The sequence below is a fragment of the Celeribacter baekdonensis B30 genome (genome assembly GCF_000299875.1).
Lineage (GTDB): Bacteria > Pseudomonadota > Alphaproteobacteria > Rhodobacterales > Rhodobacteraceae > Celeribacter > Celeribacter baekdonensis_A.
This window is the reverse complement of sequence record NZ_AMRK01000007.1, coordinates 190,549-211,907: the sequence shown is the minus strand read 5'-3', so window position 1 is coordinate 211,907 and position 21,359 is coordinate 190,549. Positions and strand designations below refer to the sequence as shown.

General features: G+C 57.7%; 19 protein-coding genes and 1 pseudogene. 3 read left to right on the top strand and 17 right to left on the bottom strand.

Annotated features, from left to right (window positions below):
• Window positions 1-23: 23 nt before the first annotated feature.
• The 5 genes from B30_RS13630 to B30_RS13610 form a co-directional block, all read right to left on the bottom strand.
• Complete coding sequence (locus B30_RS13630) at window positions 24-857, bottom strand: shikimate dehydrogenase family protein (RefSeq protein ID WP_009572689.1); 834 nt, start codon at window positions 855-857, stop codon at window positions 24-26.
• Window positions 854-2,356, bottom strand: a complete 1,503-nt coding sequence (locus B30_RS13625; RefSeq protein ID WP_009572688.1) for a tripartite tricarboxylate transporter permease — start codon at window positions 2,354-2,356, stop codon at window positions 854-856. Before B30_RS13625 ends, B30_RS13630 begins: the two co-directional genes overlap by 4 nt.
• On the bottom strand, window positions 2,356-2,928 hold the full coding sequence (locus B30_RS13620; protein WP_009572687.1) for a tripartite tricarboxylate transporter TctB family protein: 573 nt from the start codon (window positions 2,926-2,928) through the stop codon (window positions 2,356-2,358). The genes B30_RS13625 and B30_RS13620 overlap by 1 nt, the downstream gene beginning before the upstream one ends.
• A 105-nt stretch (window positions 2,929-3,033) precedes the next feature.
• Window positions 3,034-4,038, bottom strand: coding sequence for a Bug family tripartite tricarboxylate transporter substrate binding protein (locus B30_RS13615; RefSeq protein ID WP_009572686.1), 1,005 nt, complete (start codon window positions 4,036-4,038; stop codon window positions 3,034-3,036).
• Window positions 4,039-4,205: 167 nt separating this feature from the next.
• Window positions 4,206-5,120, bottom strand: coding sequence for a LysR family transcriptional regulator (locus B30_RS13610; protein WP_009572685.1), 915 nt, complete (start codon window positions 5,118-5,120; stop codon window positions 4,206-4,208).
• A gap of 126 nt (window positions 5,121-5,246) precedes the next feature.
• On the opposite strand from B30_RS13610, the gene B30_RS13605 reads away from it, so the two are divergent.
• Together B30_RS13605 and B30_RS13600 are read left to right on the top strand one after the other, a co-directional pair.
• Complete coding sequence (locus B30_RS13605) at window positions 5,247-6,941, top strand: FAD-dependent oxidoreductase (protein WP_009572684.1); 1,695 nt, start codon at window positions 5,247-5,249, stop codon at window positions 6,939-6,941.
• A gap of 2 nt (window positions 6,942-6,943) precedes the next feature.
• Window positions 6,944-7,738 carry a sugar phosphate isomerase/epimerase family protein gene (locus B30_RS13600; protein WP_009572683.1) on the top strand — a complete coding sequence of 265 codons (795 nt, stop codon included), beginning with the start codon at window positions 6,944-6,946 and terminating at the stop codon, window positions 7,736-7,738.
• Between the two features lie 94 nt (window positions 7,739-7,832).
• Here B30_RS13600 and B30_RS22800 read toward each other — a convergent pair.
• From B30_RS22800 to iolG, 11 genes and pseudogenes are all read right to left on the bottom strand, one after another.
• Window positions 7,833-8,026: pseudogene (locus B30_RS22800) on the bottom strand (helix-turn-helix domain-containing protein); the annotation flags it as partial.
• A gap of 312 nt (window positions 8,027-8,338) precedes the next feature.
• On the bottom strand, window positions 8,339-9,118 hold the full coding sequence (locus B30_RS13590) for a TIM barrel protein (RefSeq protein ID WP_009572681.1): 780 nt from the start codon (window positions 9,116-9,118) through the stop codon (window positions 8,339-8,341).
• A gap of 31 nt (window positions 9,119-9,149) precedes the next feature.
• Window positions 9,150-9,944: a 5-deoxy-glucuronate isomerase gene (gene iolB / locus B30_RS13585; protein ID WP_009572680.1), complete on the bottom strand. Its 795-nt coding sequence runs from the start codon at window positions 9,942-9,944 to the stop codon at window positions 9,150-9,152.
• A complete protein-coding gene (gene iolE / locus B30_RS13580; protein ID WP_009572679.1) occupies window positions 9,937-10,851 on the bottom strand; it encodes a myo-inosose-2 dehydratase in 915 nt (304 codons plus the stop codon). The genes iolB and iolE overlap by 8 nt, the downstream gene beginning before the upstream one ends.
• Window positions 10,852-10,888: 37 nt before the next feature.
• Window positions 10,889-12,733, bottom strand: coding sequence for a 3D-(3,5/4)-trihydroxycyclohexane-1,2-dione acylhydrolase (decyclizing) (gene iolD / locus B30_RS13575; RefSeq protein ID WP_009572678.1), 1,845 nt, complete (start codon window positions 12,731-12,733; stop codon window positions 10,889-10,891).
• A 4-nt stretch (window positions 12,734-12,737) separates the two neighbouring features.
• Window positions 12,738-14,648, bottom strand: coding sequence for a bifunctional 5-dehydro-2-deoxygluconokinase/5-dehydro-2-deoxyphosphogluconate aldolase (locus B30_RS13570; protein WP_009572677.1), 1,911 nt, complete (start codon window positions 14,646-14,648; stop codon window positions 12,738-12,740).
• A 12-nt stretch (window positions 14,649-14,660) separates the two neighbouring features.
• Window positions 14,661-15,770, bottom strand: coding sequence for a Gfo/Idh/MocA family protein (locus tag B30_RS13565; RefSeq protein ID WP_009572676.1), 1,110 nt, complete (start codon window positions 15,768-15,770; stop codon window positions 14,661-14,663).
• Window positions 15,771-15,882: 112 nt separating this feature from the next.
• Window positions 15,883-16,704 (bottom strand): ATP-binding cassette domain-containing protein, encoded by an 822-nt coding sequence (locus B30_RS13560; RefSeq protein WP_009572675.1) that lies wholly within the window; start codon window positions 16,702-16,704, stop codon window positions 15,883-15,885.
• 1 nt (window position 16,705) lies between these two features.
• Window positions 16,706-17,812, bottom strand: a complete 1,107-nt coding sequence (locus B30_RS13555) for an ABC transporter permease (RefSeq protein WP_009572674.1) — start codon at window positions 17,810-17,812, stop codon at window positions 16,706-16,708.
• 71 nt (window positions 17,813-17,883) lie between these two features.
• Window positions 17,884-18,804, bottom strand: coding sequence for a sugar ABC transporter substrate-binding protein (locus B30_RS13550; RefSeq protein ID WP_009572673.1), 921 nt, complete (start codon window positions 18,802-18,804; stop codon window positions 17,884-17,886).
• Window positions 18,805-18,924: 120 nt separating this feature from the next.
• Window positions 18,925-19,935: an inositol 2-dehydrogenase gene (gene iolG / locus B30_RS13545; RefSeq protein ID WP_009572672.1), complete on the bottom strand. Its 1,011-nt coding sequence runs from the start codon at window positions 19,933-19,935 to the stop codon at window positions 18,925-18,927.
• 143 nt (window positions 19,936-20,078) lie between these two features.
• On the opposite strand from iolG, the gene B30_RS13540 reads away from it, so the two are divergent.
• Entirely contained in the window at window positions 20,079-21,101 is a 1,023-nt protein-coding gene (locus B30_RS13540) for a LacI family DNA-binding transcriptional regulator (protein WP_009572671.1), read from the top strand.
• A 90-nt stretch (window positions 21,102-21,191) separates the two neighbouring features.
• On the opposite strand, the gene B30_RS22540 is transcribed toward B30_RS13540, so the two are convergent.
• Window positions 21,192-21,332 carry a hypothetical protein gene (locus B30_RS22540; protein ID WP_009572670.1) on the bottom strand — a complete coding sequence of 47 codons (141 nt, stop codon included), beginning with the start codon at window positions 21,330-21,332 and terminating at the stop codon, window positions 21,192-21,194.
• Window positions 21,333-21,359: the final 27 nt, after the last annotated feature.

Here is a 21,359-nt window from a genome sequence, read left to right as displayed (position 1 = left end):
CTCCTTGGACAGCTTAAGTGAGCTTAGGACAAAAGATCTTGGCGCAGGCGGTCTTGGTCAAGCGGCAGGTTGGTGAACAGGCCCCAAGCGTGAACGCCTTGGAAAAAGAACAATTCCCAGCCCGAGATGATGTCGAGACCTTGGGCCGCGGCATCGGTCAAAAATTCGGTCTCGACGGGTGTGTAAACCGCATCAAAGGCCCATTCGGCCCCCTCCATCGCTGTGGCGGGCAGGGGGGTTCCCTCTTTGCCAACCATACCAACGGGTGTGCAATTGATCAAACCGGCGGCACCTTTGGCGGCCTCTGCGGCGCTGTCAAAGACCGTGACCGTGGTGTCGGGCGCGGCGGTGCGCAGATCGGCAGCAAGGTCCTCGGCCTTGGCGCGGTCCATATCGACCAGACGAATTTCAGCCGCACCAAGGGCAATGAGGCCAAAGGCCACAGCCCGGCCCACACCGCCAGTGCCGATCATCAAGGTGACTCCCGTGGGCATCGCGGCGCGCTGGCGGGTGTAGGCGGCGACAAAGCCGGAATAGTCGGTGTTAAAGCCTTTGGTGTGGCCGTTCTCGAAAATAGCGGTGTTGACCGCGCCGATCGCCCGCACCAGAGGATCATCAATCTCGACCTTGGCCACCACTTTTTCCTTGTAAGGGTAAGTCACATTGGTGCCGCGATAGCCCTTGGCCGCCAGCCCTGCGAAAATCGTGTCCCAGCTTGCACCGATGTCATGCGGGACAAGGCGGTCATAGCGGACATGCTTGCCGTTTTGTGCGCCGCAGAGCTCATGCAGACGCGGGGAGCGGGAGGCGGCGATATTGTCGCCGATCAGGCCGAGGAGAATGTCGGGAGCACTCATTTTGAAGCGGTCTCTTTCTTGCGGAATTTGGTCCAGAGCGGGGTTTGCGACGCAAAGATCAGGATCACGGCGATAAACAGCACGAGCGACAGCGGGCTGGTCACGATGCCATGGAAAAACCGGCCAAGGTCTTCGCGTTCAGAAATGATGGCGCGCCGCCAATTGTCATCCAAAAGGCGCGACAGGATCACACCGAGGATCACGGGACCAAGCGGATAGCCATAATGGCGCATGAAATAGCCAAAGACGCCAAAGCCAAGCATCCAATAGACATCGGTGATCGAATTGTTCACCGCATAGGCCCCGACGATGGACAAGAGCAGGATCAGCGGGATCAACACAGCGCGCGGCATTTCGACGATTTTGGTGAACAGTTTGATGCCGGTGAGGCCAAACAGCAGCATAAAGAAGTTGGCCATGACCAAAGCGCCGACAATGAACCAGAACATATCGGGTTGCTCGACCATCAACATCGGGCCGGGGTTCAGCCCGTGAATGAACAGCGCGCCGATCATGATCGCGGTCACCGCGTCGCCCGGAATGCCCAGCGTCATCATCGGGATAAAGGCCCCGCCCACGGCAGCATTGTTGGCGGTTTCCGGTGCCACAAGGCCCTCAATCGCGCCTTCGCCAAAGGGACGGGACGGGTTTTTGGTGACGCGTTTGGCGTGATCATAGGCCATCAACGCCGCGATATCGCCGCCGGTGCCGGGGAGGGCGCCGATCAGAACGCCGATGGTCGAGGTCTGAAGCGACAGCGGCAAGTGTTTGCGGATCGTGCCAAAGGAGGGAACGATGCGGTTGATTTTCTGGCGGATCGCGGGGGTATCGACGTGGTGGAGTTGCATGAGAGCTTCGGAGACGCCAAACATGCCGATCATCACGGCGATAAAGTTGATGCCGCCGCGCATCAACGGGATGTCAAAGGTGAAGCGTTCGGTAAAGGTCAACGGGTCCATGCCGACTGCGCCAATGGCAATCCCAAGAGCGCCCGCAAAAATACCTTTGACCAACGACCCGGAGGACAAAGAACCGACAAGCAGAATGCCGAGAACGGCCAAGAGCATATAGTCACGCGGTTGGAATTTAAGCGCGAAATCCGAGACGACCGGGGCCAGAACGGCCAGCACAACGATCCCGACCAGACCGCCGAAAAACGACATGACGGTGGTGGTGCCGATGGCTTCACCGGCTTCGCCGCGTTGCGCCATGGGGTAACCGTCCATCGCGGTGGCGATGGCAGAGGGCGCGCCGGGGATGTTCAAGAGGATCGCCGTGCGCGAGCCACCGTACACGCCGCCCATATAGATGCCGATCATCAGCGAAATCGCGGGCAAAACATCCCAGGAGAAGGTGAAGGAAATAAGGATCGACACGGCCATGGTCACAGACAGGCCGGGGATCGCGCCGACGTAAACGCCCGCAAATGTGCCCACGCCGACAAGTACCAACAATTCAGGATGGGTGAAAATCGTCAGAAATGCCATGAACGCGTCCATCATGCACCTCCTTTAAAAAGATTGCGCAACAGCTGAAGGGCCTCAGCCTCGGGAACGATGCCAGCGGGCATCAAGACAGTGAACACGATGCGGAACACCAGATAGATCGCGAGCAGGCTGCCCAGCGAGACGAGCAGGGTGAAACCCCAACTGCGTTTGGAGAGAAGTTTGATCGACGCAATCAGGAAAAGCGCGGATGTTGGCAAAAATCCAAGTGGTTTCAAGAGGACGCCATAGGCGACGAGAAACAGGGCAAGGATAATAACGAGCGGGGGTGTGATGTCTTCCATCACGGTTTCGTCTTCTGTTTTCGACAGTTTCACAGTGCGCCAAAAGACAATCGCCACGCTGATCAGCATCACGGCCGCTGTGGCCATGGGGACAGATCCCGCGCCGGACAGCGCCTCAAACCCGGAGATTCCATAGGCGTTCCACAGCAGGACACCGCTGAAGATCACGAGACATGCAGTAAAGACAAGCTCGCCAGGGCGACGTTTGTCGACGATGCCACCAGGGGTAGCGTCCGATGAGCCGTCCCGCGTCGAGTCATGGTGATGAACGTGATCTTGCATCTCTCCTCCAAGAGTTTGTCTGCTGTGAATTGAAACACCGCCCCTTACCGGAAAGGGCGGTGCCAGTGTTCGGCCAAAGCCGAACGCGTTTTGGACGTCTGGTGCTTATTCGCCGGGACGCGCGATGCCGAACTCTTCCGGCGAAGATTTGGTCATGCCAGCGTCTTGGAGCAACCACGTGGTGCCTTGCTGCCATTTGGTCAGGAAGGCCTCGGCTTCGTCGCCCGAAATGCTCATCAAGGTGAAGCCACGGGTTTCCATCAGGTCGGTAAAGTCCGGATTGGTCGCGGCCACGGCAAAAGCGCCTTCGAGTTTTTTAACGACATCATCCGGTGTGCCTTTTTTGACGAAAACGCCAAAGAACGGACCCCAGGGCAGATAGGTCGCAAAGCCTTCGTTGGTTGCTGTCACCGGAGCAACGCCCGGAAGGTATTCGTTTTCTTGCACATCCACCACGGCGAGGGCTTTGATTTTACCGGCGCGCACGCTTTCAATCGCAGCGCCCAAAACCGCAGGCATCACGTCGATTGCGCCCCCTTGCAGGGCAGTCAATGCCGGGCCGTCACCATCGTAAGGCACAGAAATCACATCAAGATCGCCTTCGACCGTTTCGATCATCGCAGTGACAACAGAGGGCACACCGCCCGGACCTGTGGACCCAAGGCGCACTTCACCCGGATGCTCTTTGATATATGCGATCATGCCAGCATAATCGTCAAACGGCGCATCCGCACCGGCCACAAGAATGGGCGTGCCGCGGGCCAGAATGTTGATCGGGGTAAAGTCGGAGTAATCTTTGTCGCCAAAGCCCATGACTTTATACAACAGCGGGTTTTCAGCCCCCATCAAGATTTTGTAGCCGTCAGCATCCTCGTTTGCGACATGGTTCAATGCGATGGCGCCAACACCGCCGGTCATGTTTTGCAACACGATTGTGCCATCCAGGATCTCTTCGGCATGCGGCGTCACGGCACGCATCACGGTGTCTGTCGAACCACCGGCGCCCCATTGGATGATCCCTTGGATTTCCTTGGCTGGGTACTCCTGTGCCACGGCGGCAGCCGACATAAGGCTCAGTGCGGAGACTGCGCCGATCAAGAAACGTTTCATAGATGTCCTCCCATCAATGTTTTGCAGAGCCTCTGTCCTTGGCTCCCCTATGCATAACAGATATGCAAATTGTGAATAACGTCAAATACCGAAACATTGATATTATTAACCTAGCGTTATTTTGTCATCTGCCACCGCACAGTTTTGCGCGCAAAAGCGGTGCCCTTTTAGGAGCTTAACGGCTCAGTTGCTGCAAGCACCAGTTCTTTGCGAAACTGCGTTATCGCGTATTCGGCAAAGCTGGATAAGACGCGCCCCTGTTTTTTGACCACATAGCTGCGGATGCAGCTGGCCTCTTTCAGCGGACGACGCACGATTCCGGGCATGTACACTTCGGCAACGGAAAAGCGGTCGATCAACGCAACGCCAAGACCATGGCGCACGAGGCTGACAACGGTTTGGGCAAAACGACCACGCATACTGTGTTGCATGTCTATGCCGTGATCCAGAAACGGTTTGACCAGCAAAGCGCCATAGGGATCATCGGGATCGACCCCGACAAGAGGTTCATTGACCAGATCGTGGACCGAGATTTCGTCTTTCTCCGCCAAAGGATGCCCCTCTGGCAACACACAGACCAACGTGGTCGCGGCGATCTCTTCGGTTTCGATGCCGGGGTTATCGACCTTGGAGCTCATGATCACAAATTCGCCCCGTTCCAACAAAAGGTAGTCGACGGTCTCTTCGATCTTGAGAATGTTCAGGTCGATATACAGATCGGGGAAACGGGAGCGGACATTGCGCAGGGCACGGGCGGCGATGAATTGGGCGACGGAGGGAGCAGAGGCAAAGGCGAGTTGAACGTTTTCGCCTTTTTGCAGGCTCTCAAGAGACAGTTGGAGGTTTTCAACCCCCTTATAAACGGCGCGGATTTGGTCGAACACGGTTTGCGCCTCGACGGAGGGGACAAAAAGCCCGGAGCGGCGTTCAAACAGCCGCAGGTTCAGCGTCTCCTCGGTGTGCTTGATCAACCGGCTGACACCCGGCGCAGACACGCCGAGATACTCCGCCGCGCCCATGATCGTGCCGCGCAACATGACCGCACGAATGACTTCGATTTGTCTCAGGGTGATATCACGCATGGATGGGTCCTCATCGGGCACTGACGCTCGGTTATGAATAACACAATGTTAATGTAGAAATATACATGATACTTGACGTTAATTCATGCAAGTATGAAAAGTCTTTCCAATTTGGAGGAAAATATCATGACTGCTCACGCGACCCCTTCCCAAGAGACCTTTGATCTGATCGTGATCGGGTCTGGTGCGGGCGGGCTGAGTGCCGCCGTGACCGCTGCGCATCTGGGGCGCTCTGTTGTCGTGCTTGAGAAAGAGCCGGTGATGGGAGGGACCTCGGCCTGGTCCGGCGGATGGATTTTTGCGCCCCGCAATCCGGTGGCACAGCGCGCGGGCATCGTCGAGGACATAGACGCGCCGCGTCAGTATATTAAGGCCGTCACGGGCAACTATTACAAAGAGGAAAAGGTCGAGGCCTTTCTCGATGCCGCCCCGAAAATGGTCGCCTTTTTCGAAGACAACACCGCTCTGCAATTTGACGGCGGCTTGGTCATTCCCGACACCTACGGCCATCAGCCGGGTGCGGGCATGGGCGGGCGATCGGTGATTGCCAAACCCTTTGATGCGCGGGCTTTGGGTGCGAGCGTGAACATCCTGCGTAAGCCTCTAAAAGAGACCTCGTTCAAGGGTATGACGATTCAATCCGGTGCCGATCTCAAGGCCTTTATGACCATGACGCGATCAGTCAAATCCTTTGCCTATGTGACCCGCCGCGTATTGCGACATTTCCGCGATCTTGCGTTTCACAAACGGGGCATGGAGCTGCGCAATGGCGCGGCTTTGATTGGACGCTTGATGAAATCGGCCAAGGATGCGGGGGTTGATCTGAGAGTGTCGCAATCCGTTTCTGGTTTGATTTTTGATGGGGGGCGCATCACAGGCGTGCGCCTGAAGGATGGGTCAACGCTGATCGGCAAATGTGGCGTTGTTCTGGCCTGTGGCGGCTATGGTCATGATCTGGCGCGTCGCGCGGAAACCTTTGAACGCAATGACGAAAACCTGACCCTCGCCGTGCCCTCGGCAACGGGCGACGGGCTCCGGCTTGGCGAAGCTGCCGGTGCCGTGATGGATCTCGATCTGGCCAGCGCCACCGCCTATTGTCCGGTGTCGCATGTTGTGTGGCCGGACGGGTCCAAAGGCCCGTTCCCTCATATCATTGATCGCGGCAAACCCGGTGTGATCGGGGTGCTTTCGGACGGCAAACGGTTCTGCAATGAGGGGCTTGGCTATCATGATTATGTGACATCCATGATGGATGCGGTCGACGCCGATGCCCCGGCGCGCTCCTGGCTGGTTTGTGATCATCGTTTCTTGCGGCGTTTCGGACTTGGCGTCGTGCGGCCTGCGCCGGTGCCCTTTGGCTACTGGGTCAAGTCCGGTTACCTCAAAACGGGCAAGACGATTGCGGCGCTGGCCAAGGCCTGTGGTATTGATCCGTCCGGGTTGGAGACAACGGTGGCTGAGTGGAATGAGGGTGCCCGGCGTGGCGAAGACCCGGTCTTTGGGCGCGGCCGCACCGCCTATATGCGGCTTCAGGGCGATCCCGAATATACTCCAAATCCGAACGTCGCCCCGATCGAGCAGGGGCCGTTTTATGCGGTCGAGGTTGTGCCGGGCAGCTTTGGCACCTTTGCGGGCCTGAGCACCGATGGATCGGCGCGTGTGCTGGACGGGCAGGGGCACGTCATCGCGGGTCTTTACGCGGCGGGCACGGACAATGCGAATGTGTTTGGTGGGTTTTATCCGGCGGGTGGGATCAACCTTGGGCCTGCCATGACCTTTGGTTTTGTGGCCGGACGTCATGCCGCCACACAGGAGATTTGATCATGTCCCGTCCCTTGAGTGCCGCCCACCTCACCGCCATCGACCTTGCCCCGCCGCGTTTCATCGAAGCCGCCGCCAAAGCCGGGTTTGATGGTGTCGGACTGCGGCTTTTGCGCGTGACGGACACGTCCCCCGGTTATCCGCTGTCTGACGATCCCGCGATGCTACGCGCCACCAAAACGGCGATGGCCGCCACCGGGATCACCGTTGGTGACATCGAGTTTCTCAAGGTAACGCCTGACACGCGGGTTGCGGACTATGAGTGGTTGTTTGACATGGGGGCGGAGCTTGGGGCGCATCACCTGATCACCGCCCCTTATGACCCTGATCTGTCGCGACTGTCCGACACGCTGTCTGCGCTGGCGGAGGCCGGTAAATCGCGCGGCGTGGCGATCATTCACGAGTTTTTCCCTTGGACCGATGTGCCCGATCTCGACACTGCGTTGCGGGTGGTGGAGGCGGCCGGACCTGAGGTGCATCTCTTGGTCGATAGTTTGCATTTTGATCGCTCGGGGTCCTCGCTTGCCCAGCTTGCTGCGATTTCGCCCGATCGTCTTCCCTTTGCGCATCTGTGTGACGGGCCTGTGGCCGAGCACTATACAACCGATGAGTTGCTGTTCACCGCGCGCGAAGCGCGGCTTGCGCCGGGCGAGGGCCAGATTGATCTACGCGCTTTTGTGGAGGCTTTGCCTGACGATCTGCCATTGTCGCTTGAGGTGCCGATGAGGTCTGCAGAGGGGGCCGAAGCTGTGCTGGCTCATGTGTGCTACATCGCACGGCATTGGCTGGCGCAGTGAATAACATTCATGACACGCCTTCATGACCTCGGACAGGCCGAAGACGGCTGTCAAAGGCGAGATGCGCTTTGAAAAGGTAGGTTGCGCCTATAACAGCCATTTCGAAGTATCCTGCGTACGTCTTCGGGACGGCATCATCAGCCCAGAAGTTCCTTTTGATCTCTCGGCGGGTGGTTGAACGATCTCGATCAAGTGTCATAGAGATCTTTGTCTTGGTGGCCTTCGCCTGAAGCATCTCGCTAAGATTCTACGTTCATCTAGAGTCAATTTTCGGTAGGGTCGTTTTATCATATCCTCCTGATTTACATCGAGGCTTGATCGAGGCTGTGGCCTCAATGGATCCAACATCTGATCGCGAAGCTGTAGACCATTGATAGGAAGTTTCGTTTGAGTTTTTCGCATCTGGTTGTCAGTCTGTGCATGTCCTTCACTCTGCAAAAGAACCGTTCGACAAGGTTCGTTTTGCGTAGACATCTGGATCGTGCGGCAACCAATCCCAACGAGCACTTTGCCGGATGGTGGGCGCGCGCACGGCCCAACCTCAGCGAATGTTCGAGATCCATATGGCCCAACGCCACATGGGTCACAAACCGGGAATAATTATATTGTAAATGCGGCGCGGAAGGCGGCGAGCGCGGCATCTGGATCGTTGGCGGCAAAGGCCTCCATGCCAACAGGTCCACGGTATCCCATCTCGTCGAGCGCCCGCGCAACGCCTGTATAGTTGATTTCGCCCGTGCCCGGCTCGCAGCGGCCCGGATTATCCGCGACTTGCACTTCACCGATCCAGGGCAAGCAAGCGGCGCACCACCGCACCAGATCGCCTTCGCCAATTTGGGTGTGATATAGGTCCAGATTGATCCGCAGTTGGGGGCGATTGACGGTTGAAACCAGCGCCAAAACATCAGCCGTAGACCCGAAAGGGCACCCCGGGTGATCCAGCGGATTCAGGTTTTCCAATGTAAACGTTACGCCTTCTTCCTCGGCCATGTCGCAAACGCGGTGCAGCGTATCAATGGCACGCTGCATCATGCCGGGGGAAAACACTCCATGACGCGGGATCGGAATTCCGCCATCGCCCAGACCGGTGCCATGCAGATTAAGCCGGGCAACCCCAAGCCGTTTGCCAACGTGAGCGGTTTCACGGGCCGAAGCGAGAAGGGTTTGGGCGCCTTCTGCGTCGCTCAAGCGGCCTTGGAGGTAGCCATTCATGATCGTGAAGTTCGCCCCCGTGGCCTCCAACTTGGCGAGATCATGGTCGGGCCAATTCCATAGGCCAACTCCAAATCCCATCTCTTTGAGGCGCGATGCGCGCCATTCAATCGGCTTGTCCTGCCACAGCATTTCAGCGCATGCGGCCAGTGCAAAAGGTTGGGTCATATTCATATCTCCGGGACCACCCAAAGGCGGATTACATAAGGTGTTCAACTTCAGGGGCTGCGATAAAACGCCATTTGCGCAGCGGCCCGGCCATGACGTTCAAGTAATACATCTCGAACCCATGCGGCGCACCGCAAGGATGATGGCCACGCGGCACGCAAACAACGTCGCCATCATGAACCGCCATGGTCTCATTGAGCTGCAAATCGTCTGTATAGACCCGCTGGATTCCAAAACCATTCGCCGGGTTGATCCGGTGGTAATAGGTTTCCTCAAGATAGGTGATATTCGGGAAGTCGTCTTCGTCATGGCGATGCGAGGGATATGACGACCAATTGCCCGCTGGGGTGAAAACCTCGGTCACCAAAAGGCTATCGCAATAATCCTCATTCTCCATTGCGATGTTGTTGATAAATCGGGAATTTGACTCTTCGCCCCGTTGGGTCAGGGTGATGCCATCGGGACCGATCCGTCGCGCCTTGTGCCCGGAGTGACCGGGCGCCCGACAGACCGCAATCGTGCAGTCCGTCGTGGCCTCTGCCTCCCAGTCTTCTCCGTTCGGAACATACAGGCAATGCGGCGGGGTCTTCTCAAAGACATTCATGCGATGGCCAAGCTCACCCCATTCCTGATCCGCAGCGGTAAAGCGTGCCTTCCCCTCAACCATCACGAAGATCACCTCGGTCTTGCCCGTCGCATCCGAAATTTTTTCCCCGGTACGCAATTTGAACAGGTCAAACCCCACATAGCGCCAGCCCGCCGACATGGGTGTGATCTGATGCACTTTTCCGTGCGTTCCAAAGGGACGTTTCAAAAGATCAGACATGTGCGCCTCCGTCGAAAAAACCGGCGTCGCGTGCGAGCCGTTTGAGAGTGGCCAGGCCAAGGGTCTGATAGAGAAGCGGATTGCGCTGGTCGGGGTCCTGTTCAGCCTCAATCACGATCCAACCGTCATAGTTGTTCTCGGCAAGAACCTTCAGAAGCGGAGCAAAATCCACCCCCCCTTCCTGATCGCCTGGCACGGTAAAGACCCCAGCACGCACACCATCCATGAACGACAGCGCGTCCCCCTCGACCTTGTCCCGGATCACGGGGCGGACGTTCTTGGCGTGAAAATGGCGGACGCGGCCGATATGCCTGCGCAACACCACCTCAGGATCGCCGCCACCAAAAACACAGTGACCGGCATCAAACAGAAGCTTCGTCGCAGGCCCCGTGGCCGCCATGAAAGCGTCGATATCCTCAGGCGACTGCACGACAGTGCCCATATGGTGGTGATAGACGAGATCAACCCCTTGATCAGAGCAATATTGCGCAATCTCTTCCACCTTAGCCGCAAACTCGGCCATACCGGCACGATCAAGCACCGGGCGATCCGACAGCGGCCTATCCAGCCCCTGAACCGAATTCGACGTTTCGCATGCAATGCAGACCTTGCAGCCGTTGTGCTTTAGCTTGTCCAAATGCGGCTGGATTGCAGTTTTCTCGTCCTCAATCGAATGCGAAAGCAGGTTGAGCGAGTGCCAGCCCGAGATAAAGGCGAGCCCGTATTCGGCCAAAAGCACACGCAGAGCCTCTGGGTCATCCTGCGGCCAGCGGTGGCCATTCTCGATTCCGTCAAAGCCGATCTGCCGACCCGCCTCGTCCAGGATACGTGCGGTCGGAATATCGGCGCCAAGGGTCTGGTCGTCGTCGTTTGCCCATGCAATGGGATTTGTCCCGAACTGGATCATCGGTTGTCTCTCCTATGGCGGAATGCCCGCCGGGGTGTCAGTTTATCAGCCGTTGGCGGGTCAAGTTTTCAAGGTAATCGGCATAGGCGGCGCGCGATTTTTCCGTTTTGCTCACTGCCGGAACAGCGACATCCCACCAATGCCCCGCAGCGCCGAAGCCCGGACCTTCCTCGGCGGTGGTCTCGATCACGATGACGGTGGGAATGTCGCGACCGCGGGCATGTGAAATCTGGACTTCCAAATCGGCGATGCCCTCGGCCTTGACCGCATAGGCCCCCATCGAGGCCGCATGGGCAACATAATCAATATCGGGCTGGGCCTCGACATTGCAATCGGCATACATGTTGTTGAACGGCGCGCCACCGCAGCCGAGCGTTTGCAGGCGGTTGATACAGCCGTAGCCACGGTTGTCTGTCAAAATCACCGTGAAAGGCACCTTGCGCATCACCGCCGTTGCCAGTTCCGAATTCGCCATCATGTAGGATCCGTCGCCGACAAAACAGATCACGTCGCGTTCGGGTCGGGCCAATTTGAGCCCCATGGCGCCCGCAATTTCGTAGCCCATGCAAGAATAGCCGTATTCCATGTGATAGCCGCCTTGGGATGGTTGCCACAGCAGCTTGAGCGCCCCAGGCATGGTGCCCGCGGCACACATCGCGATGGCGTCTTCCCCCGTCGCGCGCTGAACCGCGCCGATCACCTCGGCATCCAGAGGGCGGCCGTCTTGTGTGGCCTCGCGCGGCAAACAATGGGCCGTGACGGCGGCCAACCACTCCGTCCGACATGCGGCATCGACCGCGGGGGCTCTGTGATTGCCTAGGGCGGCGGAGATCTTTTCCAGTGCCACTTTGGCGTCCGAGACCATCGGGATCGCGCCATGTTTGACCGCGTCATAGGCCGCCACGTTGATCGACACCAACCTGCGACCGGGCTTTTCAAACAACGTCCACGACCCGGTTGTAAAGTCCTGAAACCGTGTCCCCACACCGATGACCAGATCGGCATCTTTCGAAACGGCGTTGGCGGCGGCAGAGCCGTCCACACCGCTCGCGCCAAAATTCATCGGGTGAGCCTGCGCCAACGCCGACTTGCCGGCCTGAGTTTCGACGACAGGGATGTTGTGCGTGCTGGCAAACGCGGCGAGTGTGGCCTCCGCATCGGAATAGATCACGCCTCCGCCGCAGACGATAACCGGATTGGAGGCGGATTTGATCATCGAGACCACTTCGGCGAGTTCGAGACTGTCCGGCTCGGGGCGGCGCACGCGCCAGACTTTGGGGTCAAAGAATTCAACCGGATAGTCGTAGGCCTCGGCTTGCACATCCTGACAGAAGGCAAGGCAGACAGGCCCACAGTTGGCCGGGTCGGTCATCACCGTCAGGGCGCGCGGCAAGCACGTCAAAAGGTGCTCAGGTCGGGTGATCCGGTCGAAATAGCGCACCACCGGCTTGAAGCAATCATTGGCCGAAATGGTGCCATCTTCGAAGCTTTCAACCTGTTGCAAAACCGGATCAGGGCGGCGGTTGGCAAAGACATCGCCGGGTATGAACAACACCGGCAGACGGTTGACATGCGCCAGCGCGGCTGCGGTCACCATGTTGGTGGCACCCGGCCCAATGGAAGAGGTCACCGCCTGTGCGCGGTGGCGTTTCAGCCCCTTGGCATAGGCAATGGCCGCATGTGCCATGGTTTGCTCGTTCTGGCCACGCCATGTTGGGAAACCGTTGCCCGCGTCTTGCAAGGCCTCGCCGAGCCCCGCCACATTGCCGTGGCCGAAAATCCCCCAAATGCCGTCGATAAATCGGTCACCCTCTTTGGTGAGTTGCACGCTCAGCCATTTTACCATGGCCTGCGCGGCGGTCAGTCGGATTGTTCCGCTCATCAGATCACTCCACATTTAGACGAGCATCTGCCCGTGCCTTGTCCCACACCGAACACAGAATCTCATAGCGCATCGCCATCTGTGTCACGGCCTCCGTATCGCTCATCTCGCCCTTCATCCAAGCCCGTGCCGCGTCTCCAAAGATCGTCCGGCCGACGGCAAAACCTTTGACCAGCGGCTGTTTGGCAGCCAACGCAAAGCTCTGCGCAAGATCGGCCTCGGGCGCGTCCAGACCCAGCACAACGATCCCTCGCGTCCGCGGATCATTGCGTTCGATCGCGGTCACCGCGTTTTGCCACGCAGCGTCCGTCTTAAACGGCTCAAGCTTCCACCAATCAGGGTAGACACCCGCATCGTAGAACTGCTGGATCAGGGTCGCGCTTGTGGTGTCGTCCACGGGGGCGACCTTGGAGGGGATCACCTCCAGCAGAAATTCAAGATTGTTGCGGCGCGCCGCCGTGAACAGCCGCTTGACGCGACCTTCCTGCAACGCGCGGGTTTCGGGCGTGTCGTCTGGGTGGCAAAAAACCAAAAGCTTTACCACATTCTCGCGCGCCCATTCTTTGAAACGGCCGAGGTCAAGCCCTAGGTCCTCTTCAAACGCGATCGGGCGCGACCCCGGCAGCTCGGTCGGGCGACCGATCCACAGGCCAGAGCCGGACGCGGCGTGCAGGGCGGACCGTCCAATGCGATTGTCGCATAAGATACCGTACCCGGGCTGACCATTCTGGACCTTGAGCGCCGCCGCGAGGCAAAGCTCTTTGAACAGGCTGCCTTTGTCTTTCGAGTAGCCGTCCATCTCTTCAAGTTGCAGGCGGTGATCAAAGGCAAAGGTGCGTATGGTCGACCAGTCGCCATGCCGATTTGTGGCCCAATGCACCTGTTCCAACTCGGTGTCGTTGCGCAGATCTTTGCGCACAATACCGCGATCAAAGAAAAACTGTAGCTCATCCCAGCTTGGATAGGCCGGGGTACAGCCGTGCCGACTGACCGCAAAAGCCCCACAGGCGTTGGCATATTTCAGAGTGGTCGACCAATCTTCACCATCAAGCCAGCCTTTGAGCAGACCCGAAAAGAAACCGTCGCCCGCGCCCAGAACATTAAACACCTCAATCGGAAAGCCCGGCCCGGTTTGGCCATCGTCCAGACTGTCAGGGATATCACCGTCAAACGCCACCGCACCATCCGCTCCGCGCTTGCACACCAGCGTCGCCTTCGAGACCTTGCGCACGGCACGCAGCGCTTTGATCGTATCGGTCGAGCCGCCCGCGATATGGAATTCTTCCTCGGTCCCGACAATCAGGTCGAAGTAATGCAGCGTCTCCATCAGCTTGGCGGTGACCTCAGCGCTTTCGACGAAGCGGCTTTCACCGTCGCCGTGACCGGCCAGTCCCCAAAGGTTTGGGCGATAGTCGATGTCCAGTGCCGTCTTCAATCCGTACTGACGGGCCAGTTTCAATGCCTTGATGACGGCGGCCTTAGTGCGCGGGTGGCTCAGATGGGTGCCGGTCGCAAGGACCGATCGCGCTGACGCGATGAAAGCCTCGTCGATGTCCTCCTCACACAGCGCCATATCCGCGCAGTTCTCACGGTAGAAGATCAGAGGGAATTGCGTCTCATCACGGATGCCAAGGATCACCAACGCAGTCAGACGCTCGCTGTCGGTTTTGACGCCTTGGGTCGAGACGCCATGACGCTCCAACTCTTCACGGATGAAGCGGCCCATATGCTCGTCACCAACGCGCGTGATCAGGCCAGACTTCAGGCCCAAACGCGCAGTGCCACAAGCGATGTTGGTTGGAGAGCCCCCGATATACTTGTCAAATGACCCCATATCCTCGAGCCGTCCGCCGATTTGAGATCCATATAGGTCTACGCCCGCGCGGCCAATCGTGATTACGTCAAGCTTGGTCATATGTCTCTCTCCTTAAGGCGCCACCGGGCGACCGTTCGAGGTCGCCATCGCGTGAATGATTTTCTCGATTTTCAGGCCCTCGGCGAAATCAGGACCGCAGGGCGCATCGCCCGCTATGGCGCGGATCAAGTCGCGGGCCTCGATCACTTTTTGCTCATTGAAACCGAAATTATGGCCCGGGGCAGGACAGAAGGCCGCGTAATCGGGTTGCTCCGGCCCGCTCAGGTGGCGAGTGAAGCCCGCGTCATCTGTTCTGTGGAGCCAAAGTTCGTTCATATTCTCTTGATCGAAGATGATCGTGCCATCGGATCCTTGCACTTCCCATTGCAAGCGACACTTGCGCCCGCGTGCGACCCGAGAGGTCGCAAACACGCCCTGCGCGCCGGAGGCAAAGCGGATCAACGCCAGCGCACTGTCCTCATTTTCAACCGCCTTGGGGCCCTCGGGAGAGTGCCGCAGGGGAATGGCGATCTGGGTCTGGGCGGTCAATTCGGACACATCCCCCATCAGTTGGATCATCACGCTGACCAAGTGGCACCCAAGATCACCAAGCGCCCCAAGACCGCCCGCTTTTTTGGTCATCCGCCATGACCAAGGCAGGTCCGGATCAGCGCTGTAGTCCTCGTCATAGACCCCGCGAAAGGTCAGCGGCGCGCCGATCCCTCCCTCCGCCAGTATTTTGCGCGCCATTTGAAAGGCGGGTGAGCGCAGATAATTATAGCCAAGAAGCGTCACCTGATCGGGATTTCGCGCGGCAAAGGCGGTCATTGCTTCGGCATCTTCCAGCGTCAGTGCCATCGGCTTTTCCAGCCAGACATGCTTGCCGGCCTTCAGCGCGGCCTCTGCCATCGGTCGGTGCAGACTATTGGGCGTTGTGATCGACACCACGTCGACCGCAGGATCGGTAATGGCGGCCCGCCAATCATCGGTGCTTCGCTGAAATCCAAACTGGCGAGCAAAACGGACGGCGGAGTCTTTTGTGACATCACTCAGAATTTCCAGTCGGGGCGGCTCGCCCCCGAACACCGTCGCAACCTGACGCCATGCCAGCGCATGGCACTTTCCCATAAAGCCTGTGCCGATCAGGGCCACACCAAGCGATTTATCCGGCATTTTGTACATTTTACACACAATTTCCTAAAGTGCGCTCGGAAGGTCGTTCCGCGCCTTACTGTCCAAGGACCTGCAAACTCTCCGGGAATGAGCTGCGCGCGCAGCCCATCCCGGGAGGAGTTCAGATGGTACCATCAAGCGATCCTTCGAGTGCGGCCATTTCTTGACCGCCCGCCATGAGGTCTTGAAGCTCTTCGGGAGTGATTTCTCCCCGCTTGGCTGTCCCTAACGTTTTACCTCGATTGAGCACCGTGAACCGGTCGCCAACAGCCAGCGCATGACGCACATTGTGGCTGATAAAGACAACGCCGATGCCCTGTTTGCGCACCCTGTCGATGGTTGCCAGAACATTTGACGTCTGGCGCACACCCAGCGCCGAGGTTGGCTCATCAAGGATCAGAACCTTAGCCCCGAAGTAGACAGCACGCGCGATGGCGACGGTCTGACGTTCACCACCGGACAGTGTGCCGACGGCTTGATCGGGACCGCGCAGGTTGATGCCCATCTGACGCATTGCTTCAATGGTGACCTCATTGGCTTTGGCCACGTCAAACCGTTTCATCAGCCCCCGTCCTGTCGTTGGCTCGCGTCCCATGAAAAAATTTCGCGTCACGCTCATCAATGGGATCATCGCCAGATCTTGGAACACGGTCGCAATCCCGGCCTCCATCGCGTCACGCGGGGTGGCGAAATTCAACGGTTTGCCTTCAAACAGGATTTCGCCCTTTGTCGGTCGGTGTACGCCCGACATTGTTTTGATGAAGGTCGACTTGCCCGCGCCGTTATCACCCAAAAGGCAGTGGCATTCCCCGGGTCGAACATCAAAGCTGACCCCGGCAAGAGCGATGATATTCCCGAAATGCTTTTCAATGTTTTTCATTTCGACAATCGGACTGTCGTTTTGTGTGGCGTCGCCATGATGGAACTTGGTGTCTTGAGTCATCTCAGCGCTCTCCCGTCACTCGTTTGCGGATGGCATTGTTGAACATCACGGCGATCAACAACATTCCGCCGAGAAACACCTGAAACCAGTCCTGATCGAAGTTGGTATAGGTCAGCCCGATGACGACCATGCCGAAAATGATCGAGCCAAAGAACGCACCGATGGCCGATCCATACCCGCCAGTCAGCAAACACCCACCAACCACTGCCGCGATAATCGCCTCAAATTCCTTTTGAAATCCGCGTCGTGCGTCTGTGGAGCCCGCATCCATCACGGTGATGATGGCCACCAATGCTGCACAACATGCGGTCAGCATGAACAACGAAACCTTGACCTTGTTGACCGGAACACCGGAGTTCGAGGCCGCAGTCCGATCCCCACCAGCGGCGAAGATCCAGTTTCCGACCGGCATGCGCAAAAGCACATAGGTTGCGATCAGAGCGATAGCGACGAACCAGAGGATTTCGACTGGGATACCAGGCACTTTTGGCGTGCCATTATTGAAGGTTGCCACAAGGCCCATATCCGCGAGCTTCGCAAACAGCCCCGGAAAGGCGTCCCCGGAAAAGACCGGTGCCAGCCAATCGTTTTCGACCGCTTCGCGCACACCGCGCAACTGTGTCGAGCCACCTGTGGCCCATTTCAGCCCGACAAGCGACAAGCCGCGCAGGATGAACAAAAAGGCCAGCGTGACAATGAACGACGGCAAACCCGAGCGAATAACAAGATTTCCGCTCAACGCGCCAACAGCGCCCGCAAAGATAAATGTCAGCGGAATTGCGGCGACGAGCGGCAAGTGCCATGTGACCGCACAGACACCGAAAAACAAACCCGAAAAGGCCACCATAGAGCCAATTGACAGATCGAATTCCCCGCCGATCATCAACAGCGCCGCGCCAATGGCCAGAATGCCCAGTTGGGATGCGGGGGTCATAAAGTTTATGATACCCGACAGGCTGAACATTGATCTGTCAGCGGTAATGGAAAAGAAAATTACAACCAGTATGACGCCCGCGACGGCCCCAAGTTCCGGACGTTTGATCAATTGCGCAAATAGCGGTTCGGCCTTGAGCCGTTCGTCCGCAGCGCCTTGGACGGTATCATTCATTCTGACCTCCCTTTTTCAAGTGGAGCGGCACTTTTGTGCCGCTCCGTTCTTGTGCTTGGTGCCACCCGGAGTTAGCGGATGCCTTTAGCCGACAGTTCGATAACCTGAGCAGCCTTGTCAGCCGTAATCAGGTTCGGACCCGAGGGAACATTGCCACCGGGCATCAGGCCAAATTTGGCGTGCAGCGCCATGAAGTTGACGGACAGATAGCCCTGCAAGAACTGCTGCTGGTCGATCGCAAAAGCAGCATCGCCATCGACGATGGACTGCAGGAAGCTGGCCGACAGATCGAACGAAGCAACGTTTACGTCGCGACCAGATGCTTTGGCCGCGGCAACTGCAGGCTCACCCGCGGTCGAGGCGCCGAGGGCCATCACCGTGTCAATAGCGGTATCCGAAGATAGAGCTGCGGCCACCTTGGCTTCGATCTCCGCTGGATCGTTGCTGGTTGGCAAGACGGTCACAGAGCCGCCAAAACCTTCGGCAAAACCGTCGCAGCGCAGGTCAAGCGAGACGTTGCCGACCTCTTGGTTCACACAGATAGCGGTTTTGCCGCCCATCTCAGCCAGCTTTGCGCCAGCAGATTTCCCCGCATCGAACTCGTCCTGACCCACATGAAGAAGGGCACCAAGGCCCTTGGAGACATCCGAGCCGGAGTTGATCGAGATGACCGGAATACCAGCCGAAACGGCGCGCTGGATTGACGGTCCAAGCGCATCTGCGTCGGGAATCGACACGATCAGACCAGCCGGTTCCTGGTTTACGGCAGCGTCGATGAGTTGTGACATGGCGACCATGTCGAATGTTTCCGGCGAGCGATAGTCGACGTTAACGCCGGCGTCCTTGGCCGCTTGTTCGGCACCATTTTTTACAACCGACCAAAACGGATCGTTGGCCTGACCATGGGCGACAACAACGATGTCCTGCGCAAGAACTGGCGTTGCGATCGCAAACGCGCTCGCAGCCAGAGCGGCTTTTACAAATTTTTTCATGGATCTCCTCCCTTAGGTTCCACTGATTATTTGGGGCGAGGCCCCGCGTTCATCCGGCTGTACCGGATTTCGTATCCCCGGCCTTTGTCGGTCGGAGAAATCTGTTTCGAGCGCTCGCTGTTACGCCAAGACTGGCGCAACCTCCTCCAGCAAGACCGCCCGACCCAACTCTAACGACCGATTTGCAGCCTCAGCCATTGCCAAAGCCGTCACGCCATCCTCAAGGGTGACAGGGAACGTCGATTTCGTCTCAACAGCTTCGACAAATGCGATCCATTCCGCCTCGTATGCCGGCATGTAGCGTTCGAGGAAGAAGTAGGTCGGCTTGGCTCCGGTCACGCCCGCCACTGTGGATTTCACCATGGTGTTTTCCAGCATGTTTTGCGCCTGAAGCAGCCCTTCCGAGCCCAGCAGTTCAAGACGTTGATCATAGCCATAAACGGCGCGCCGCGAGTTTTTGATCACGGCAATTTTGCCGTCGGCATATGTCATCGTCACCACGGCGGTATCAACGTCACCCGCAATCCCGATCTCGGGGTCTACGATAGACGAGCCAACGGCAGAAATGCTGACAGGTGTCTCCCCCATAATGAAGTTTGCCATGTCGAAATCATGGATCATCATGTCACGGAACAACCCGCCAGACACTTTGATATAAGAAACTGGTGGCGGGGACGGATCGAACGACGTGATCGACAACAGTTCCGCTTTGCCGATCTCACCGCCAGCCAGCGCGGCTTTTACGGCCGAGAAGTTTGGATCAAAGCGGCGGTTAAAGCCGATCATGACCGGTCGGCCAGACTGTGCGACCGCCGCTTGACACGCGCGGGCCCGCTCAAGGCTGAGATCAACAGGCTTTTCGCACAGCACCGCTTTGCCGGCGGCGGTTGCGCGTTCAATCAAATCCGAATGCGTATCGGTCGATGTCGCAATAAGCACCGCATCAATCGTTGGATCGTCGATGATTTCGTCCGTGGTGCGCACCTCGCAACCAAAGTTCGCTGCGAGCTGTTTTGCGTTTTCGGCAATCATATCCGAAACCGCCACAAGTGTGCTCTTGCGGTGTGCGGTGATGGCTTTTGCGTGCACTGTCGCAATCCGTCCCGCACCGAGAAGTCCAACCTTCAACATGCATCCTCCCTTTCCCGAATCTTGGGTATGTATGGAGTCATAACGGCAACCTGCACGCGCGTGCAAGAATAAATTGCACGCGCGTGCAAACACATTGTCTTTTTCGGCTCCGTCGCGATACACTCGGATGAACGGAGGGCCGAATGAGCCAGATGGAAAACCAGAGGTCGGACGAGACAGTGACCGCAGACGATGTCGCAAAGCTGGCAGGCGTCTCGCGCTGGACGGTTAATCGTGCCTTTAAAAAAGATGCCTCGATCTCGAGAAAAAGTCGGGAAAAAGTAATGGGTGCCGCGCAGACGTTAGGCTATGTGCCCGATCTTCTGGCCTCAAGCCTCGCCTCCGATCGCAGCAATCTTGTCTGTCTGTTGATCGACGATTTTGCCAACCCGCACAAACTTGTCATGTTGGAAAGATTAACCCGAGTTCTGCGCAAGAACGGATTGGACACGCTTCTGGTGAACACCTCCGATGAAGAGGACACCTCTGCTGCACTGCTCAACGCCAGCCAAAGACGCGTAGATGCCGCGGTTCTCATCGGCATACAATTCACGGATCGCAGCCTCGCGACCGCTTTGGGGGCGCGCCGCGTGCGTAAGTTGATCGTCTTCGCACGCAGCTCCGAAAACCCCGATACGATTTCGATCTGCTGTGACGACCGTGCGGCAATGAACGAAATCACGGATTACATCGTAGAGAAAGGCTATCGAAAGCCGCTTTTTCTTGCGGGTCCGCAGTCCACGTCGGCGCATTTGGGGCGCAAGGAGACATTTCTCAAACGCTGGCAGGATGCATTCGGCGCAACGCCGGATTTTGTTTCAGTGGCCCGCTACGATCCGCAGTTGGCTTATGATCAGGTTGTAGGTTATTTTGCGGATCACCCGGCCTTGAACAACGTTGATATCATCGTTTGTGAAAACGATGCACTTGCCGTTGGGGCCGTTGATGCGATCCGCACGAAACTGGGGCTCCGCGTCCCCGAGGATATCGCCGTCATCGGGTTTGATGACATTCCTCAAGCCGATAGCGCGAATTACAAATTGACCACATATCGCCAGCCTCTCTCGGCAATGGCCGAAGGATTGGTCGAAGTCCTGAAAGGGACGTCCGAAAATGAGCATCTCCGCCATTTTCTGGGCAAGCTTGTTGTTCGTGAAAGTGCTTGATGTAGGCCTTGACGGCTTTGTCATGGTGTTCGGCTGGCCTTGTTGCATAGATCGACTGCAGTCTGGAACGCGCCGTCCCCGAGACGGAATTCAGGCGGTGCGTTCGAAAGTGGGCTGACCAAGTCCGGTCATCCGGTGGAGAATCCGGGCGCCAATCTTGGCTTCTGTCTTCTGATTTGCGTAGGAGCGCGCTTTCAGCTTGGTCTCGATGACAGCTTTCCAGTGGCCCATTTGGGTTTCCCCTCGGTTCCGTTGTTT

Coding starts and splice junctions, on each gene's coding strand:
- B30_RS13555 (WP_009572674.1), bottom strand. CDS start 17,812: ATGAATGATACCGTCCAAGGCGCTGCGGACGAACGGCTCAAGGCCGAA.
- B30_RS13620 (WP_009572687.1), bottom strand. CDS start 2,928: ATGCAAGATCACGTTCATCACCATGACTCGACGCGGGACGGCTCATCG.
- B30_RS13560 (WP_009572675.1), bottom strand. CDS start 16,704: ATGACTCAAGACACCAAGTTCCATCATGGCGACGCCACACAAAACGAC.
- B30_RS13610 (WP_009572685.1), bottom strand. CDS start 5,120: ATGCGTGATATCACCCTGAGACAAATCGAAGTCATTCGTGCGGTCATG.
- B30_RS13600 (WP_009572683.1), top strand. CDS start 6,944: ATGTCCCGTCCCTTGAGTGCCGCCCACCTCACCGCCATCGACCTTGCC.
- B30_RS13590 (WP_009572681.1), bottom strand. CDS start 9,118: ATGACCCAACCTTTTGCACTGGCCGCATGCGCTGAAATGCTGTGGCAG.
- iolB (WP_009572680.1), bottom strand. CDS start 9,944: ATGTCTGATCTTTTGAAACGTCCCTTTGGAACGCACGGAAAAGTGCAT.
- B30_RS13565 (WP_009572676.1), bottom strand. CDS start 15,770: ATGTACAAAATGCCGGATAAATCGCTTGGTGTGGCCCTGATCGGCACA.
- iolG (WP_009572672.1), bottom strand. CDS start 19,935: ATGTTGAAGGTTGGACTTCTCGGTGCGGGACGGATTGCGACAGTGCAC.
- iolE (WP_009572679.1), bottom strand. CDS start 10,851: ATGATCCAGTTCGGGACAAATCCCATTGCATGGGCAAACGACGACGAC.
- B30_RS13540 (WP_009572671.1), top strand. CDS start 20,079: ATGAGCCAGATGGAAAACCAGAGGTCGGACGAGACAGTGACCGCAGAC.
- B30_RS13615 (WP_009572686.1), bottom strand. CDS start 4,038: ATGAAACGTTTCTTGATCGGCGCAGTCTCCGCACTGAGCCTTATGTCG.
- B30_RS22540 (WP_009572670.1), bottom strand. CDS start 21,332: ATGGGCCACTGGAAAGCTGTCATCGAGACCAAGCTGAAAGCGCGCTCC.
- B30_RS13570 (WP_009572677.1), bottom strand. CDS start 14,648: ATGACCAAGCTTGACGTAATCACGATTGGCCGCGCGGGCGTAGACCTA.
- iolD (WP_009572678.1), bottom strand. CDS start 12,733: ATGAGCGGAACAATCCGACTGACCGCCGCGCAGGCCATGGTAAAATGG.
- B30_RS13625 (WP_009572688.1), bottom strand. CDS start 2,356: ATGGACGCGTTCATGGCATTTCTGACGATTTTCACCCATCCTGAATTG.
- B30_RS13550 (WP_009572673.1), bottom strand. CDS start 18,804: ATGAAAAAATTTGTAAAAGCCGCTCTGGCTGCGAGCGCGTTTGCGATC.
- B30_RS13630 (WP_009572689.1), bottom strand. CDS start 857: ATGAGTGCTCCCGACATTCTCCTCGGCCTGATCGGCGACAATATCGCC.
- B30_RS13605 (WP_009572684.1), top strand. CDS start 5,247: ATGACTGCTCACGCGACCCCTTCCCAAGAGACCTTTGATCTGATCGTG.